Below are 18,813 nucleotides of genomic sequence, written 5' to 3' on the forward strand. Positions count from 1 at the left end.
GATGCAGGAGGTGTAGAATATGAACGAAATTATTGTAGCATTTCCTAAAAAAGAAATTGCAATTAATATTCGAAATATCCTTGTGCGTGGTGGAATAGATGTATATGGAGTATGCACGACTGGGGCGCAGGTGCTTCATATGGCAGATACATTGGATGAGGGAATCATAATCTGCGGATACCGTATGCAGGATATGATGTACACAGATATCCGAGAGTATCTTCCGAAAGAATTTGAAATATTGTTGGTGACATCTCCCGATAAATGGAGTGATGGGAGTGTACAGGGTGTTATCGGATTATCAATGCCGATAAAAGTACATGATTTAATAAATACGGTGGAAATGATGCTGCAAAATATGAGGAGGCGAAGGAAAAAACGTCATGAAGCTGCAAAACAGCGCAGTCCGGAAGAAAAAGCATTAATTGCGAAGGCAAAGTCTCTTTTGATGGAACGAAATAATATGACAGAAGAAGAGGCACATCGATATTTACAAAAAAGCAGTATGGATAGCGGGACCAATATGTTGGAAACCGCGCAGATGGTTTTAACAATTATGGATGAATAAGAGAGGTAACTGGTTATGGAATTTACAAAAATGCAAGGATTAGGCAATGATTATGTCTATGTAAATTGCTTTAAAGAAAAAATAGAAAACCCATCTGAGATGGCAGTCAAAGTAAGCGACCGTCATTTCGGAATCGGCTCAGACGGACTGATTTTGATCAAACCATCCGAAGTAGCTGATTTTGAAATGGAAATGTACAACGCAGACGGTTCACGTGGGGAAATGTGCGGAAATGGAATCCGTTGTGTAGCAAAATATGTCTACGACTATGGTCTGACAGATAAAACAAGCATTTCAGTAGAGACACTTGGCGGAATAAAATACCTTGACCTGACAGTAGAACATGGAAAAGTTACACTCGTAAAAGTCGATATGGGAACCCCGATTTTAAAACCGGAATTAATTCCAATCGTTGCAAAAGGCGAGACTGTGATCGACGAACCAATCATGGTTGGAGGAAAAGAATACCATATGACAGGAGTATCTATGGGAAATCCTCATGATGTGGTATTTATGGATGATATAAAAAATCTGGAAATAGAAAAGATAGGACCATTATTTGAAAATCATGAAAGATTTCCAAATCGAATAAATACAGAATTTGTAAATGTAATAGACCGTCATACAGCTCAAATGCGAGTATGGGAAAGAGGCTCAGGAGAAACACTGGCATGCGGAACAGGTGCCTGCGCAGTTGCAGTTGCCTGCATCTTAAATGGACTGACAGAAAATACGGTGACAGTAAAATTGTTAGGCGGGGACCTTCAAATTGAATGGGACCGCGAAAAAAATACTGTCTACATGACCGGTCCTGCAGAAGTCTCATTTGACGGAGTGTGGAAAGAAAAATAGGGAGGAACCCAATAATGTTTAAAGTAAATGAAAATTATTTAAAATTACCAGGAAGTTATCTGTTTTCAACAATAGGAAAAAAAGTTGCTGCATTTAGCGAGGCAAATCCGGATAAATCAATCATCCGACTTGGAATTGGTGATGTTACACAGCCACTTGCACCGGCAATCATCGATTCCCTTCATAAAGCAGTAGATGAAATGGCACATGCAGAGACATTTCACGGATACGCACCAGATCTCGGATACGAATTTTTAAGAAGTGCGATGGCAAAAAATGATTATCAGGCTCGCGGATGCGATATCGCAGCTGACGAAGTATTTATTTCTGACGGAGCAAAATGTGATTCCGGAAACATTCAGGAAATCTTTAGCATCGACAATAAAATCGCAGTGTGCGACCCGGTATATCCTGTATATGTGGATACAAATGTGATGGCAGGAAGAACAGGAGTCTATGATCCAACAAAGGAAACATGGAGTGATGTAATTTATATGCCATGTACTAAAGCGACAAACTTTGCACCAGAGCTTCCAAAAGAAACACCGGATATCATTTATCTTTGCTTCCCAAATAATCCGACAGGCTCTACAATCACAAAAGCACAGCTGCAGGAATGGGTTGACTATGCAAATAAAGTAGGTGCAGTTATCATCTACGATGCAGCTTATGAAGCATACATTTCAGAAGATGACGTGCCACATACAATCTACGAATGCGAAGGCGCAAGAACATGTGCGATCGAGCTTCGAAGCTTTTCAAAAAATGCCGGATTTACAGGAGTACGTCTCGGTGCAACTATTATTCCAAAAGATGTAAAATGTGGCGATGTGACATTACATTCACTGTGGGCAAGACGTCATGGAACAAAATATAACGGTGCTCCATACATTGTGCAGAGAGCCGGTGAAGCTGTATATTCTGAAGAAGGAAAGGCGCAGCTCAAAGCACAGATCGCATATTATATGAACAATGCAAAAGTAATTTCACAGGGATTAAAAGATGCAGGTTATACTGTGTCAGGCGGTGTAAATGCTCCATATATCTGGCTGAAAACACCGGACAATATGACTTCATGGGAATTCTTTGATTATCTTCTTGAAAATGCAAATGTAGTCGGAACTCCGGGTTCAGGTTTCGGACCAAGCGGAGAAGGATATTTCAGACTGACTGCATTTGGAAGCTATGAAAATACAGTGGCTGCGATTGAGCGGATTAAGAAGATGTAGGTCGCTATTTAATTCACGAAGTGGCAATACGTTCCTTACAAAAAATTGATATAAGAATTCTTGCTCGAATTTCTTATATCAATTTTTTTGTAAGTAATGTATTGGCTCAGGCCATGGAGTTCAAAGAATAGGGGGAGATATCTGCGATAGTGGATTTTTTGGGATTGAAGATGCCAAATTTCTGTGGGAAGTATCTGCAAGGCATGGAAAGAGCAAGTTGAGGATGCAAAATTTCTACGGGAAGCATCCTCAGGTCATAGAAAAGGCAAGATGTAGATGCAATTGTACATGATAGGCAGGCTTAAAAGTATCTGCAAGTTCGAAGAAAAGTAAGTTGCAGATACATTGATTCCAAAAAGAGCATCTGCAACAGCGAATATTAAGCCAGCGCAGATACATCGGTCTCAAAAAAAGCATCTGCAACAGCGAATATTAAGTCAGTGCAGATACAACGGTTGCCACAAAGATATCTACAACACTGAATAAGCGAGATGTGTAGATACATGAGGTGCCAGCGCCTGCCCAGTAAAGCTCTGCTTTTTAATTCATTAGATTTGCGATAACGTACTGAGAAAAAATATTGGATATGAATTTCTGTGAATACAAAGGAAGCGATTGGAAATACTAAAAGGCCAGAATTTTACGTTAGAGCTTAGGAACTTGCTGTTTGAGGGCACAGCCCGAGTTGCTGGTTTCTAAGTTCTGTTTTTAGTAATAATTCTGACCTTTATGTATTTCCCGCTGACGGAGTCTGAACAGAAATTCATATCCAATATTTTTCTAAGGGACGCTTATCCAACTTAATGAACTAAATAGCAATAAAAAACATAAAATTTCTCAAAACAACATTGAAGTTCCCCCATAATAGGTTATAATGAAACTATGATTTTAACTGGCGGGGAAAGGAGACTTATATTATGAAGACATTTTTTGAAGATTTAACAAAGAGACTTGGAGAGACAGCGGAACTCGTAGGTAATAAAGCGAATGAAGCAATGGAAGTTCAGAGATTGAAAAATCAGATTCGTACATTAGAGAGAAATAACGAAGATGATTTAGCAGAATTAGGAAGAGTCTTATACGAAAAGTTCCTAAACGGGGAAGAATTAGAAGCAGAAGAAGAGGCGCTGTGCGAGGCAATTCAAGATCGTGAAGAAAGTATTGAAGAATACAATGAGCAGATTGTTGAACTTAGAGGCGATACAAATTGTGCAGCATGCGGCAAGAGTATTGCGAAAGGTATGGCATATTGTCCATATTGCGGAGAGAAGGTTTCAACATCTGTACCGACAGATGCAGATTTTGTAGATGAAGAAGATATTGTTGTAGATGTCAAAGAGACTGTTGATGAAGTAAAAGAAGAGCCAACAGCAACACAGGAAAAAGAAGAACCAGAAGACAAGCCACAAGTTCAGGCAGATGAATTAAAAGAAGAGCCGGAAGCTCAGGCAGAAGAAAATGTGACAGAATCACCGGAAGAATAGGGGTGAGAGGAGAATGGGAATCTTGGTATTAATCAGCGTGACAGCAGTGCTGGCTATGCTTGATATCACTATCAAATCCTGTATAGAGAATGGCATCACGAGAAAAGAAGAACGGGAAGCTTTAAAAGGGAAAGTAATCTTACGAAAAGTATATAATCGTGGGTTTGGATTGAATGTATTGCAGAACGATCCGGATACGGTAAAATATGTATCTTCATTTGCTACGATAATTTTGACAATCACGCAGCTGATTCAGCTGATGCGTAAAAAAGGAATCAAGCTAAAGAAGATAGGTTTGTCACTTATGACAGCAGGGGCATGGAGTAATACATTTGACCGGTGGCTTCGCGGATATGTGATTGACTATATCGGATTTGAAAATAAAAATAAAAAAATCGAAAAGATTACATGGAATCTGGGAGATTTCTTTTTGATTGCAGGAGGAATTATTGTTTCTCTTGGTTCATTGCTTCATAAGAAGAAATAATAAAATATTGCTTCACAAGAAGATGTAACAAAATGCTGCTTCATAGGAAGATTTACAGGAAGAGAAGATATAATGAAGCAGACGAATACTTAACAGAAACAGAGGAAGAGATAGATGATACAGGATATCGCACCACATCAGTATAACAATGCATATAAGCCGGTGCCGCCAAAGAAAGACAGCTTTGCTCTTTATTATGAAAAGAGAACTTGTCTGATGAAGAAAAGCGAAGAGGGGATGACATTTCCGACATTTGCAGATTTAGAACGATTGAACGAAGATATTTACGAGAATTACACGTATTTATTTTCTATTGATAATAAGCCTTTTTATCTTGTAAATGATATCAATCGTGAGAGGTTATCAGCTTACACTATGGAGAATACGGAAGTGTTTCGGACGATACAGCCGCGGTATCTGGCATTTGCCGGAATCACAGGATATCAGCTGTATTCCTGGTATCAAAGCCACAAGTTTTGCGGAAGATGTGGTTCGCCGACTCAAAAAGACGAGAAAGAGCGCATGCTTTATTGTGAAAAATGTGGATTAATGGAATTTCCAAAAATCTGTCCGGCAACGATTATTGCTGTACGAGACGGGAATCGACTTCTTCTTTCAAAGTATGCAGGAAGAGCTTACAAAAAGTATGCCCTGCTTGCAGGATACACAGAGATTGGCGAGACGATAGAAGAAACGGTGAAGCGTGAGGTTATGGAAGAAGTTGGCTTGAAAGTAAAGAATATTCAATACTATAAAAGCCAGCCGTGGTCATTTTCGGATACATTATTGATGGGATTTTATTGCGATCTTGACGGAGAAGATAAGATTACATTAGATCAGGATGAACTTGCGCTGGCAGAATGGTTTGAGCGAGAAGATTTACCGGAGGTAACATCAGATGAAAGCTTAACAAATGAGATGATACAGATGTTTAAGCTTGGGAAAATATAATTCATATTGCCTGAGATTCTGATAATACTGAAAAGTATAAAAAGAAGAGCGTTTGCGGATTATAATTGATATGATTTGCAAATGATCTTCTTTTTTTCGAGGAAATAGATAAATAAAAATAGATGTAAGGTAGGGATTACACAATGAAAAGTAACTGGAATATAAAAAAATTTTCATATGATATTTTTATAGATATTGTGGGAGGCGTTTTGATCGGTCTTGGAATTTACAATTTTGCTGCAAATGCAGAATTCCCATTGGCAGGAGTATCAGGTCTTGCATTAATTTTATATCGTTTGTTCAATATTCCAATCGGATGGGGAACAATTGCACTAAATATACCGATTGTAATTATATGTTTCAAGACATTAGGAAAAGAGTTTTTTGCACGTTCAATACGTTCACTTATTATTTCATCTTTAATCACAGACTATGTAGTTACATTACTTCCGGTTTATTCCGGCGACCGTATGCTTGCTGCATTATGTACAGGTATTTTTTCAGGGCTAGGCTATGCACTGATATTTATGAATCATTCTTCAACAGCGGGAATGGATTTCGTGTGTGTGGCAATCCATTCGAAGCACCCGCATATTTCATTGGGGAAAATTGTATTCTCAATCGACTGTGCAGTTGTATTATTAGGCGGAGCAATATTTAAAGACGTAGACGCCACGATTTATGGTTTGATCATTTCCTATTTTCTGACCGTTGTAATTGATAAGATCACATATGGCATCAATTCAGGTAAGATTGCATTGATTGTGACGGACGAAGGGCAAAAAGTAGCAAATATGATAGACGAACATGTAGGACGAGGCTCAACAATTTTAAGGGGATGCGGAAGCTATACAGGTGCTGAAAAGGATATTGTAATGTGTGCAAGTAATAATAAGGAAATGTATGCGATTCGCGAAATGGCCAGAAAGGCTGATGAGAAAGCATTTGTGATTATAATGGAGTCAAATGAAGTACTTGGAGAAGGATTCAGAGAAGAAATTCAATAGGAGTGCTAGTTGGGGACGAGTGCCAGTTGGGGACGGGGTTTAATGGCTCTTTTTCTTGGGGGGTGCCAGTTGGGGACGGGGTTTAATGGCTCTTTTTGGCTTACCAAAAAGAGCCATTAAACCCCGTCCCCACCGGCACCCCTTTCACTTCTTAATCCTGGTAAACAATCTTTCCGCGGCAGATGGTATATTTGATTTTTCCGTATAATTCTTTTCCGGTAAATGGGCTGTTGGATGATTTGGATGCGTATTCTGTCGGTATCCATGTTTCATCTGGATTGAAAAGTACAAAATCAGCAGCAGCACCTTCTTCAATCGTGCCGTAAGGCAGATGATAAAGTTTGGCCGGATTGATTGTCATTTTCTCTAATAATTCCATCATAGTCAAGTGTCCCGGACGGACAAGCGATGTAATGCCAAGTGAAAGGGATGTTTCCAGCCCGATGATTCCACTAGGAGCTTCTGTCAATGGTTTTGCTTTTTCTTCGGCACTGTGAGGTGCATGGTCTGTTGCGATTAAATCGATCGTTCCGTCTTTTAAACCTTCGATGATTGCCAGACGGTCTGCTTCAGTACGAAGCGGCGGATTCATTTTTGCAAGCGTTCCATGCTCTAACAAGGCCTTATCGGTCAATGTGAAATGATGTGGTGTAGCTTCAGCGTGAAGTTTTGCACCTTGCGCCTTGAACATGCGGATTAGTTCAACGGAACGTCCGGAGCTGATGTGCTGGATAACAACGTCTGCGCCGGAGCGAAGAGCAAGCATACAATCGCGAGCAACCAAAGACTCTTCAGCAATAGAAGGAGAGCCATATACACCCAGCTTTTCAGACACATCACCATGATTGATTCCGTTGTTCGTAATAAATGCAGGGTCTTCTTCGTGAAGGCTTATCGGAACATTCAAAGCGGCAGCCTCTTCCATAGCTTTATAGCAGAACGCAGCATTTTTTAAAGGAATACCATCATCAGTAAATCCACATGCTCCGGCCTCTTTTAACGCTTTCATATCAGTCAGGGTTTCACCCTTTAAAGAATGTGAAATAGAAGCAGCCTGATAAATACGAATATCTTCAGCCTTGGCACGCTGTAAAATGTCCTCAAGTACAGGAACATTATCTACAGTCGGAGAAGTATTTGCCATGCAGATAACAGTTGTAACTCCTCCGTGTGCAGCAGAAAGCGAACCGGTATGGATATCTTCTTTATAAGTGAATCCAGGATCACGGAAATGAATATGCGTATCAATCAGACCAGGCGCAATGACCAGTCCGGAAGCATCAATGACTTCTTCTGATTCCGATGGAGTGATCGACGCAGCAATTTTAATAATCTTATCATCTTCAATAAGAATGTCACCAGAAATAATTGTTTGTGTGGCAGGGTTCATAATTGTACCATTTTTAATAATCATGGGAAAAACCTCCTTAAAATTCATTGTATAATGTGAATATCTCTTTTCTTATCTCATAAATGTGTTGATAACATGAAGAATTCCGTCGTCATCATTCGAATGAGTAATAAAATCCGCATGTTCCTTTACAATTGGCTGAGCATTTTCCATAGCAACACCAAGTCCGGCATATTCAATCATAGAAACATCATTGAAGCCGTCACCACAGCATATCATAGAGTTGGCGGTCAGACCGATACTGTTGAGCAATTTCTGCAGAGAGTTTGCCTTGTCAATTTTCTGTGGCATAATCTCTAAGAAAAATGGTTCCGAACGATAAATATTTAAAAGTGAATGGAATTTACGCTTTAATTCTGGCATTAATTTCTCCAAAACAGCCGGTTCACCCGGAATCAGCATCTTGTTTACCGGAAAATCCAAATATTCAACAAAATTGTCGACCTCTTTCACGGGCATTTTATTGATAAACATTTCTTTTTCTGTATATTCATTTACCTTAATTCCGGAAATGACACAATCATTCTCATAAGAAATAATATCCAGCCCCGGATAATTTTTGGTATATTCAAAAATCGGTGCAATAACTTCACGAGGCAGAGTTTTATTATAGACCGGTTTATTTGTTGCACAGTCAATAATGAGTGCTCCGTTAAAAGAAAGAATATAGCTTCCAAAACGGTCAAGTTCTAATTCTTTTGCGAGTGGCATAACACCACATGTCGGACGTCCGCTGGCAAGAACCACCTTTTTTCCGGCTTCCTGAATTTCTATAAGAGCCTGCTTTGTGGCAGGGGTGATTTCTTTTCTTGAATTTGTGAGGGTTCCGTCCAAGTCAAGGACAAGCATTTCATACTTCATAAACAACTCCTAAATTAAAATTGATAGTACACGTATTACGTGAATATTTACAGTAACAGTATAAATTCTTTGAAAAACCTTGTCAATTGAATAGGAAAAATAGGTTGGCTGTCGGGCAACAAAAATATTTCTTAAAAAAATCAAAAAAAGTACTTGCTTTTTCTCTCAGAGTCTGTTATATTAATGGAGTTGCAGCTGATAAGCAACAAACTTAATAACTGATGCGGAATGGTGTAATTGGCAGCACAGCAGACTCTGACTCTGTTAGTAGGGGTTCAAGTCCCTTTTCCGTAGCTATGGTGTGTTACTGCACGGCAGGCATTAACCAGGCATGAATATTACGAGAGTATATTTGTGTGGGTTAATGTCTTTTTTGTTTATTATCAACATAAAAATTAAAAACACTCTTTGATAACTAATAAAAAAAGACAATTCTCTCAAAATAATATAGAACGTGATATTTATGGATCTTAAAAAAGAACAAGAAGGAGAGAAATGTCATGAAAGACAAAATTTTTGGTGTCCTGCAGAGAGTGGGACGAAGCTTTATGCTTCCAATCGCGATTCTTCCGGTAGCAGGTTTATTGCTTGGACTTGGAAGCTCATTTACAAATGAAACAACAATCGCAACATACCATCTTCAAAAAGTGTTGGGAGACGGAACCGTGCTCCATGCCTTGCTGACAATTATGAATAAAGTCGGCAGTGCGATTTTTGATAACCTGCCACTGATTTTTGCGGTAGGTGTTGCAATTGGTATGGCAAAGAAAGAAAAAGAAGTTGCAGCGTTATCTTCTATGATTGCATTCTTTGTTATGCATGTATCTATTAGCGCGATGCTTTCCATTAATGGAAAGATTCTTACAGACGGTTCAATTGCGAAAGATGTGCTGGAAGGAACAGTTGCATCAGTTTGTGGAATCCAGAGTCTGCAAATGGGTGTGTTTGGAGGAATTATTGTAGGTCTGGGTGTTGCGGCACTTCACAATCGATTCCATAAAATCGTATTGCCAAATGCATTATCATTTTTCGGCGGCTCAAGATTTGTGCCGATCATTTCTACAATCGTTTATATGTTTGTCGGAATATTAATGTATTTTGTATGGCCGGCAGTTCAGAATGGTATTTATGCACTGGGCGGACTTGTAACAGGAACAGGATATTTCGGGACACTGATTTTTGGTATTATCAAGAGAGCCTTGATTCCATTTGGACTGCACCATGTGTTCTATATGCCATTTTGGCAGACAGCAGTTGGTGGAACAATGGAAGTTGCAGGACAGATGGTTCAGGGAGGACAGAATATCTTCTTTGCACAGCTTGCAGATTCCGCTAATATCACACATTTTAGTGCCGATGCTACAAGATATTTCTCAGGAGAATTCATTTTCATGATCTTCGGACTTCCGGGAGCAGCACTCGCTATGTATCGCTGTGCAAAACCGGAAAAGAAGAAACAGGCAGGCGGACTTTTATTATCTGCAGCACTTGCAAGTATGTTGACAGGTATTACAGAGCCAATTGAATTTTCTTTCTTATTTGTAGCTCCAATGTTATTTGCAGTACAGGTTGTATTGGCAGGAGCCGCTTATATGATTGCACATATGTTAAATATTGCGGTAGGTCTGACATTCTCAGGCGGATTTCTTGATTTGTTCTTGTTTGGTATTTTGCAGGGAAATGCAAAGACAAGCTGGGTAAGAATCATCCCGGTTGGTATTATTTACTTCATTTTATATTATGTGATCTTTACATTTTTAATTAAAAAATTCGATTTGAAGACTCCGGGACGTGAGGATGATGATGTAGAGACAAAATTATATACAAAGGCCGATGTAAATGCCAAAAAAGAAGGCCAGAAAACTTCTGAGACAGGCTCAAAGGATGCCATCAGCGAGATGATCACAGAAGGTCTTGGCGGCAAGAAAAATATCAGTGATGTTGACTGTTGTGCAACAAGACTTCGTATTACGGTATACGATACAGAACGTGTAAACGATGAAATTTTGAAACAGACAGGTTCCAGAGGAATTGTGAAAAAAGGACAGGGGGTTCAGATTATTTACGGACCACATGTAACAGTAATCAAATCAAATCTGGAAGATTATCTGGAAACAGCACCTGACACATATGCAGAAACAACAGTTCTGGAAAATACAGAAACCAAAACAGAAGAAACAACAGTTTCAGAAAATGCGGAAAATGAAACAAAAGCAAAAAGCACAATCATTATTTCCAGCCCTATCACAGGAAATGCAGCTGACCTTTCAGCGGTACCTGACGAAGCATTTGCAGGACGTATGATGGGAGATGGAGCGGCAGTTACACCAACAGATGCAATTATTACAGCACCGGAAGACGGAGAAGTGGCATTTGTATTTGATACAAAACACGCAATTGGATTTGAGACAGAAAGCGGTGTTGAACTTTTAATCCATGTCGGAGTTGATACAGTATCACTCAATGGAGAAGGTTTTGAGGTGTTTGTAGAAAATGGTCAGAAGGTGAAAAAGGGAGATGTGATGATGAAAATCAATATCCCATATCTGACTGAGCATGCCCCATCTTTATGCTCACCGGTATTATGTACAGATTTAGATGACAATCAGAAAATCCGTTTACTTGCTAAAGGCGAGATTAAAGCAGGAGAGCCGCTGTTTGCAATAGATCTATATTAGGAGATTTAAAATGATGAGGTATGTTGCTGTTTGCGAGTACTCATGAACAGCAGCTAATGATGTAAAGTACCTCGGCCAAATTAGGCCGAGGTACTTTACATTTTGGCGAGATTTTGTTACGCTGTTTTTAGTCTTTAGGAAATGAAATGGTCAGGGGGAATATTTATATGTATCGGGTGAGTAAAGTACTCAATAACAATGGTGTTATCGCAATAGAGATGGAAGAAAATCAAGAGTATGTCCTGCTTGGAAAAGGAATTGGATTTGGGAAGAAAGTCAGTCAACGATTTGAAGCACCTTCTGACTGTACAAGATATTCATTGAAAAATGATACAGAACGAGGGAGTGCGGCATCGCTTGTTAAAAGTGTGGACCCTGTATTTTTGGAAATTGCAAATGAAGTACTCAAAGAAGCAGAGCATACTTTCGGAAATATTGACAAGAGAATCTTATTTCCTCTGGCAGACCATATATCCTTTGCAGTTGCACGGATGAAAAACGGAGAACAGATCAGTAATCCCCTGACAGGTGATATACATGCTCTATTTTATAAGGAATTTCAGGTCGCATCTGTATTGAAGAAGATTTTATCAGACAGGATGCAGATAGAGATTGGAGACGATGAGATTGGCTATGTAGCCTTGCATGTCCATTCTGCGATAGAAGATGAGAAAGTATCAGTGGCAATGCAGATGGCACGAACCGTTCGTGAATGTGTAAGCATTATAGAGACAGAAACGGGCAAAAAAATTGATGTTATGACGCTGGATTATAATCGTTTGATGAATCATGTGAAATATATGGCGGCAAGACTTTTGCGCGGTGAAGAACTTAAGATTAATATCAATGATTATATAGAAATAAAATTCCCAAAAGCATTTGCAATTGCAACAACAGTCTGCGACCATTTGGGTGAGAATATCGGCGTTCAGCCGGGTGAACGAGAAATCGGATATCTGGCGATGCATATTGAGAGAGTATACAATTCCGGTGAAAATAACTAAAAATCCTCGTTTATTAATTGACAATATATGCAAAATGTGATAATCTGAAAAAAATTAGAGAAGCTAAAAAAGAGTTTGGCAACCTTTCCTGAAAAGGCTGACAAGCTCTTTTTTGAAATTAAAAATTTTTTTACTATGCGATTAGTAAAAAAATAACAAACGACGTATTAAAAGGGGAATAATTATGAAATTAATGAAGACAGAGGATGCAGTAGGTCAGATTTTATGCCATGATATCACACAGATCATCAAAGGCGTAAAAAAAGATGCTGTATTTCGCAAAGGGCATATTATCCGGGAAGAAGACGTTCCGGTATTGTTAAGTGTCGGAAAAGACCACATTTATATCTGGGAGAATAATGAAAATATGCTTCATGAAAATGATGCGGCACTGGTGCTTTATGACATGTGTAAGAATGATAACATGGCTCCATCTCAGATTAAAGAAGGAAAGATTGAACTGGTTGCAGAGTGTGATGGCGTATTAAAAGTAGATACAGAAAAATTAAATCGCATTAACAGTCTTGGTGAAATGATGATTGCCAGCAGACATGGCAATTTTCCGGTGAAGAAAGGTGATAAGCTTGCAGGAATGCGTATTATCCCTCTTGTGATCGAGAAAGAAAAGATGGAGCACGCAAAAGAAACTGGCGGTGAGGGACAGATTTTCGAATTGCGTAAATATTTACACAAAAAAGTTGGAATCGTAACGACTGGAAATGAAGTGTATCATGGGCGTATCGAAGATACATTTACACCGGTTATCAAAGAAAAATTAGCAGAATTTGATACCGAGATCATCGGACATCGTGTAAGTGACGATAACCCGGAGCGTATTACAGGTTATATCCGCGAATTGCTCGATGAAGGTGCAGACATGATTATCTGTACGGGTGGAATGAGCGTAGATCCAGACGATAAGACACCGTTGGCAATCCGTAATTCAGGTGCAAAGGTCGAGACTTACGGAGCACCGGTATTACCGGGAGCAATGTTCTTGCTTTCCTATTATAATGAGACAATTCCTGTACTTGGACTTCCGGGATGCGTAATGTATGCAAAGCGGACAATATTTGACCTTGTATTACCAAGACTGATGACAGGCGAGAAAGTAACAAAAGAAGATATTGACACACTTGGCGAAGGTGGATTGTGTCTGTCTTGCCCGGTCTGTACATTTCCAAATTGCGGATTCGGAAAATAAAGGAAATGCAGGCAAGTACGAGGAAGGTTGGCAACACGAAAACAAGAGACGTGTAGAAGGGGAAGGACAATGATCGACGGATATGGACGAACAATTGAATATATGAGAATATCCATTACTGACCGTTGCAATCTTCGCTGCCGATACTGTATGCCGGATGGGGTTGAACTGGTGTCAATGTCAGACATTCTTTCTTTTGAAGAAATAGAAGAAATTTGTTGTGCGGCGGCAGAATTGGGGATTAAAAAAATAAAAATTACCGGTGGCGAGCCGTTGGTACGTAGGGGATGTACTGCACTCATAGGCCGAATAAAACAAATACCGGGAATTGAAGAGGTGACACTGACAACGAATGGAGTACTTTTGGCACAGCAGATGTCAGAGCTATGCGAAAATGGGCTGGATGCGGTGAATATCAGTCTTGATACGTTGAGCAGATGTAATTATGAAGAAATTACAGGAAAAGATAAATTAGAGTATGTGTTAGAGGGAATTCAGGCAGCGGTAGAAGCCGGGATACGGGTTAAGATTAACAGCGTATTACAAAAAGAGCTAAACGATGCGGAATGGGGGCAGCTGATCGGCTTGGCGAAAGACCAGCCAATTGATGTACGTTTTATCGAGATGATGCCAATTGGTTACGGGAAACAATTTGAAACAATATATAATGAAGATATCCAGAAAAAAATCAGGGAAATATACCCGGATTTAGAAGAGGATACAAGAGTTCATGGAAATGGACCGGCAACATATTATCACATACCGGGATTTAAAGGAAGCATCGGATTTATCAGTGCGATACATGGGAAATTTTGTGATAAATGCAATAGAATACGTCTGACATCACAGGGGATGATTAAGCCGTGTTTATGTTATGGGAAATCTTATAATCTAAAAGAAATCCTAAGAGATTCCGGAGAAAAAATCGGAACAGAAGATATGAAGAGAATGCTGAAGCAAAGATTAGAGACAGCAATATTAGAAAAACCAGAACAACATTGTTTTGAGCATTTGGATGATATTACAGAAAAGAAAGATATGATACAAATAGGTGGTTGAAAATGGGAAAGATAATTGCAATTTGCATTAGTGAAAAAAAAGGAACGCAGAAGCACAGTATTGAATCTGCAGTCTTAAAGGAAAACTGGGGAATTGAAGGAGATGCACATGCAGGGAAATGGCATCGTCAGGTAAGCCTGCTTTCATTTGAAAAGTTTGATGAGTTCCAGAAAAAAGGTGCGGAAATTGATTATGGTGCCTTTGGAGAAAATATTCTTGTAGAAGGATTTGATCTTCGAACAATTCCGGTTGGAACAAGATTTCAGATAGGAGAAGCAATTTTAGAGTTAACACAGATAGGAAAAGATTGCCATAGTCACTGCGAAATTTACAAAAAGATGGGCGATTGTATCATGCCACGTGAAGGAGTATTTACAGAAATTATAAAAGGTGGCGTGATAAAACCAGGTGATGAAGTCATTCAGTTACCATTGCCAAAAGACAGACCATTTACCGCAGCAATTGTTACATTAAGTGATAAAGGTTATGCAGGAGAACGCGAAGATAAAAGCGGTCCGATGATTCAGCAGATATTAGAAGAATGTACAGACTCTAAATATCAGATTATAGAAAAAATGATTTTGCCGGATGAAAAAGCAAAGATAGAAAGACAGCTTTGCAGACTGGCAGACCAAAGACAGATTAATGTAGTATTTACAACAGGTGGAACCGGATTTGCAGAAAGAGACGTAACACCAGAAGCAACAATTGCTGTCTGCGACAAGATGGCACCGGGGATTGCTGAGGCAATGAGACACTATTCCTTAAGCATTACAAATCGCGCAATGCTTAGCAGAGCCGTAGCCGGAATCAGAAAGAAAACATTGATCATCAACCTGCCGGGAAGCCCAAAAGCAGTAAAAGAAAGCTTAGAGTACATCCTTCCGGCACTGGGGCATGGCCTCGGAATCCTTCGCGGAACAGATGGAGAATGCGGTAACGCTTAGCGAGGTATTTTCGAGCTTAGCGTTACCGTACACTACGACAGCAGGCGAGGTGTTTTCGAGCCGCTGCTCGGAGTGTTACCGCGTGAAAAAAACGCTTAGCGAGGTACTTTCGAGCCGCTGCTCGGAGTGTTACCGCATGAAGAACACGCTTAGTGAGCTATGAAATGATTGTAAATAGAAGCAGCGCCCTAACTGCTTTCTATTTTACACAGCGAATGGTTTAGGGAAAACATTCGCATGCAACAAATATTGACACAAAGTCATCAAGGAGGAATAGGATGAAAAAAAGAATTTTAGCAATGATACTTGCGTCAGCAATGGTAGCAGGAATTGTAGGATGTGGCGGAAGCTCAGATTCGAAAGATACGAAAGAAGAAACAAAAATAGAAGAGAAAGCAAGAACAGATGATGCCAAAGAAACAGAAATCCAGGTATTTATCGCAGCCAGCTTAAACACAGTTATGACAGAGCTTGCAGAAGAATACAACAAAGAACATCCAGAAGTAAAAATCACATACAACGCAGACAGTTCAGGAACACTGCTGACACAGATTGAAGAAGGGTACGAATGTGATATTTTCTTCTCAGCAGCTCAGAAACAGATGGACCAGCTGGAAAAAGACGGACTTGTAGTAGATGGAACTCGTGCAAATGTTGTAAATAACCAGATAGTTGTAGTATCATTAAAAGACAGTGGTACAAAGGTCACAGGACTTGAAAACTTAAACGAAGCAAGCAGCATCGCTCTGGCAGGCGGAAGCGTTCCGGTTGGCAAATATACTCGCCAGGCACTTGTAAATATTGGAACATTAAATAAAGTAGATGATGTATCAACAATCACAACACAGGAAATCTCTGATGCTTTAGGCCAAGTTGAAATCAGCGAGCAGGATAACGTAAGTAAAGTACTTGCAGCAGTTGTAGAAGGTTCTTGCGAAGTAGGAACAACATATTATTCAGATACATATGGATATGAAGACAAACTGGATATTCTGCAGAAAGTAAGCTACGATCTGACAGGAAATGTAATTTATCCAATCGCACGCGTTTGGAATGACGAAGCCGATGAAGTACAAAACAAAGCAGCTGATGATTTTATCAACTTTATCACATCAGATGCAGCAAAAGCAGTATTTGATTCATACTATTTCGATACAAACGTAGAATAAGCAGTATATTTCGCTCAGAAGAATAAACAAAAAATCAGAAAAAGATGGCATTTGCTGATAGCGGATGCTCATCAGAAAGGAAAAACATGGAAGCAGTGATAGAGGTCATCAAGACATTAGACTGGAGTCCGTTATGGATTTCATTAAAAACAGGAATTGTAGCAACGATATTCTCCTTCTTTTTAGGTATTTTTGCTGCACGCAAAATTGTAAAAGCATCGCCTGGAGTAAAAGCAGTGCTGGATGGCATCCTGACGCTTCCGATGGTTTTGCCTCCGACAGTAGCAGGTTTTTTCCTGCTACTTATATTTAGCAGACGTCGTCCGTTTGGAATCTTCTTATATGAAACGTTTGATATTAAGGTTGTTCAGAGCTGGCTTGGCTGCATAATTGCAGCGACAGTGATTGCATTTCCATTGATGTATCGAAATGCAAGAGCGGCCTTTGAACAAATCGATGTAAATCTTGTTTATGCAGGAAGAACACTTGGAATGTCCGATTTGAAAATATTTTGGAGGGTAGTTATCCCGACTGCCGGACCGGGAATTGCATCCGGAACAATCCTTACATTTGCAAGGGCACTTGGCGAATATGGTGCAACATCGATGCTTGCCGGAAATATTCCCGGAAAGACAGGAACCATTTCACAGAAGATTGCAATGGTCATTCAAGACGGAGATTACCTGACAGCCGGAGTGTGGGTTGCAATTGTGATGGCAATCGCATTTGGAATTGTTGTGTTAATGAACATAATTGCAGGTAAGAAAATGAAACAAGTCAAACGCTGGTAAATCCAAGTGAAAAATAAAACAGACGAAACGCTAATAAAAAGGAGACAAAAAATGGCAATAAGTGTAGATGTCCAGAAAAAGCTCGGGGAGTTTGAGTTGAATGTAAAGTTTGAAAGCACATCAAAAAGAATTGGGATTCTGGGCGCTTCCGGTTGCGGAAAAAGTATGACATTGAAAAGTATTGCAGGGATTGAAACTCCGACAGAAGGAAAAATCCAGATTGGTGAACATGTACTGTTTGATTCAAAAAATAAAGTGAATTTAAAGCCACAGAAAAGAAAAATAGGATATTTATTTCAAAACTATGCATTATTTCCAACGATGACGGTAGCTCAAAATATTGCGGCGGGATTAAAAGGAAGTAAGCAGGAAAAAGAAAATCGAGTCAGGGAGATGGCAGAAAAATTTCAGATACAGGAATTATTAAAACGTCTGCCCGGACAACTTTCAGGAGGACAGCAACAAAGGGTTGCGCTGGCAAGAATTATGGCATACAGCCCGGATGTGATATTGTTAGACGAACCATTTTCTGCATTGGACGTATTTTTGAAAGACCATTTGCAACAGGAACTTGAAGAGATGCTGAAGGATTACGAAGGAACAGTAATTATGGTTTCTCATAGCCGTGACGAAGTATATCGCTTTTGTGAAGAGCTGCTGATTTTGGATCAGGGAAGTGTAATCACAGCCGGAAAGACAAAAGAAATCTTTAGTAACCCTCAATATCGCGCAGCAGCAAAATTGACCGGATGTAAAAACTTTGCTGAAATGCAATATACAGAATCTCCGAATAAAATTATTTTGCCGGATTGGGGAGTTACATTACAGCTGAAAAAGGAAGTGCCAAAAGGGTGCACCTGCATCGGGTACCGTGCACATGATTTTGTGCCGGTATGGGGAGAAAAAAAAGAAAATTGTATAGAGGTACGATTAAAAAGCATGTCAGAGCTTCCGTTTGAAAATCAATATTATTTAAATCCTGCAAATCCGAAGACACCTTCTATCTGCTGGTTTGTACAGAGAGAGAAGGAAAATGTAGTTGAGACAAACGGTTTGCCAGAGTATCTCCAGATTGCGGAAGAAAGATTAATGTTTCTAAAATAACGTTTTT

General features: G+C 39.6%; 17 protein-coding genes and 1 tRNA gene. 16 read left to right on the top strand and 2 right to left on the bottom strand.

Annotated features, from left to right (window positions below):
* Nucleotides 1-19: 19 nt before the first annotated feature.
* From LQE94_RS11165 to LQE94_RS11195, 7 genes are all read left to right on the top strand, one after another.
* Nucleotides 20-568, top strand: a complete 549-nt coding sequence (locus LQE94_RS11165) for an ANTAR domain-containing response regulator (RefSeq protein WP_117992168.1) — start codon at nucleotides 20-22, stop codon at nucleotides 566-568.
* A 15-nt stretch (nucleotides 569-583) separates the two neighbouring features.
* Nucleotides 584-1,420 carry a diaminopimelate epimerase gene (dapF, locus tag LQE94_RS11170; protein ID WP_022074992.1) on the top strand — a complete coding sequence of 279 codons (837 nt, stop codon included), beginning with the start codon at nucleotides 584-586 and terminating at the stop codon, nucleotides 1,418-1,420.
* Nucleotides 1,421-1,434: 14 nt separating this feature from the next.
* Nucleotides 1,435-2,649, top strand: coding sequence for an LL-diaminopimelate aminotransferase (locus LQE94_RS11175; protein WP_117992167.1), 1,215 nt, complete (start codon nucleotides 1,435-1,437; stop codon nucleotides 2,647-2,649).
* A 917-nt stretch (nucleotides 2,650-3,566) separates the two neighbouring features.
* Entirely contained in the window at nucleotides 3,567-4,133 is a 567-nt protein-coding gene (locus tag LQE94_RS11180; protein ID WP_240577711.1) for a zinc ribbon domain-containing protein, read from the top strand.
* A 13-nt stretch (nucleotides 4,134-4,146) separates the two neighbouring features.
* Nucleotides 4,147-4,620, top strand: coding sequence for a signal peptidase II (locus LQE94_RS11185; RefSeq protein ID WP_118738291.1), 474 nt, complete (start codon nucleotides 4,147-4,149; stop codon nucleotides 4,618-4,620).
* A 114-nt stretch (nucleotides 4,621-4,734) separates the two neighbouring features.
* The gene (gene nudC, locus LQE94_RS11190; RefSeq protein ID WP_118738290.1) at nucleotides 4,735-5,571 is read left to right on the top strand and encodes an NAD(+) diphosphatase; all 837 of its coding nucleotides are present in this window, start codon (nucleotides 4,735-4,737) and stop codon (nucleotides 5,569-5,571) included.
* 143 nt (nucleotides 5,572-5,714) lie between these two features.
* Nucleotides 5,715-6,578 carry a YitT family protein gene (locus tag LQE94_RS11195; protein WP_118724328.1) on the top strand — a complete coding sequence of 288 codons (864 nt, stop codon included), beginning with the start codon at nucleotides 5,715-5,717 and terminating at the stop codon, nucleotides 6,576-6,578.
* A 151-nt stretch (nucleotides 6,579-6,729) separates the two neighbouring features.
* On the opposite strand, the gene LQE94_RS11200 is transcribed toward LQE94_RS11195, so the two are convergent.
* Together LQE94_RS11200 and LQE94_RS11205 are read right to left on the bottom strand one after the other, a co-directional pair.
* Nucleotides 6,730-7,992, bottom strand: coding sequence for a dihydroorotase (locus LQE94_RS11200; protein ID WP_118738041.1), 1,263 nt, complete (start codon nucleotides 7,990-7,992; stop codon nucleotides 6,730-6,732).
* Between the two features lie 48 nt (nucleotides 7,993-8,040).
* Nucleotides 8,041-8,850 carry a Cof-type HAD-IIB family hydrolase gene (locus LQE94_RS11205; protein WP_118738040.1) on the bottom strand — a complete coding sequence of 270 codons (810 nt, stop codon included), beginning with the start codon at nucleotides 8,848-8,850 and terminating at the stop codon, nucleotides 8,041-8,043.
* A 222-nt stretch (nucleotides 8,851-9,072) separates the two neighbouring features.
* On the opposite strand from LQE94_RS11205, the gene LQE94_RS11210 reads away from it, so the two are divergent.
* The 9 genes from LQE94_RS11210 to LQE94_RS11250 all read left to right on the top strand — a co-directional run bounded on the left by LQE94_RS11210 (nucleotide 9,073) and on the right by LQE94_RS11250 (nucleotide 18,806).
* A tRNA-Gln gene (locus LQE94_RS11210) sits at nucleotides 9,073-9,144 on the top strand.
* Between the two features lie 206 nt (nucleotides 9,145-9,350).
* The gene (locus LQE94_RS11215; protein ID WP_118738039.1) at nucleotides 9,351-11,528 is read left to right on the top strand and encodes a PTS transporter subunit IIABC; all 2,178 of its coding nucleotides are present in this window, start codon (nucleotides 9,351-9,353) and stop codon (nucleotides 11,526-11,528) included.
* Between the two features lie 167 nt (nucleotides 11,529-11,695).
* Entirely contained in the window at nucleotides 11,696-12,532 is an 837-nt protein-coding gene (locus tag LQE94_RS11220; protein ID WP_240577712.1) for a PRD domain-containing protein, read from the top strand.
* Nucleotides 12,533-12,716: 184 nt separating this feature from the next.
* Entirely contained in the window at nucleotides 12,717-13,736 is a 1,020-nt protein-coding gene (locus tag LQE94_RS11225; RefSeq protein ID WP_240577713.1) for a molybdopterin-binding protein, read from the top strand.
* A 69-nt stretch (nucleotides 13,737-13,805) separates the two neighbouring features.
* Nucleotides 13,806-14,795 (top strand): GTP 3',8-cyclase MoaA, encoded by a 990-nt coding sequence (gene moaA, locus LQE94_RS11230; RefSeq protein WP_240577714.1) that lies wholly within the window; start codon nucleotides 13,806-13,808, stop codon nucleotides 14,793-14,795.
* Nucleotides 14,796-14,797: 2 nt separating this feature from the next.
* Nucleotides 14,798-15,742 carry a molybdopterin adenylyltransferase gene (mog, locus tag LQE94_RS11235; protein ID WP_022076277.1) on the top strand — a complete coding sequence of 315 codons (945 nt, stop codon included), beginning with the start codon at nucleotides 14,798-14,800 and terminating at the stop codon, nucleotides 15,740-15,742.
* Between the two features lie 278 nt (nucleotides 15,743-16,020).
* On the top strand, nucleotides 16,021-16,911 hold the full coding sequence (gene modA, locus LQE94_RS11240; RefSeq protein WP_240577715.1) for a molybdate ABC transporter substrate-binding protein: 891 nt from the start codon (nucleotides 16,021-16,023) through the stop codon (nucleotides 16,909-16,911).
* Between the two features lie 86 nt (nucleotides 16,912-16,997).
* The gene (gene modB / locus LQE94_RS11245) at nucleotides 16,998-17,702 is read left to right on the top strand and encodes a molybdate ABC transporter permease subunit (protein WP_118738042.1); all 705 of its coding nucleotides are present in this window, start codon (nucleotides 16,998-17,000) and stop codon (nucleotides 17,700-17,702) included.
* A 51-nt stretch (nucleotides 17,703-17,753) separates the two neighbouring features.
* On the top strand, nucleotides 17,754-18,806 hold the full coding sequence (locus LQE94_RS11250; RefSeq protein WP_240577716.1) for a sulfate/molybdate ABC transporter ATP-binding protein: 1,053 nt from the start codon (nucleotides 17,754-17,756) through the stop codon (nucleotides 18,804-18,806).
* The last annotated feature ends 7 nt before the right edge of the window (nucleotides 18,807-18,813 follow it).

This window comes from Mediterraneibacter sp. NSJ-151, assembly GCF_022487435.1.
Lineage (GTDB): Bacteria > Bacillota > Clostridia > Lachnospirales > Lachnospiraceae > Schaedlerella > Schaedlerella hominis.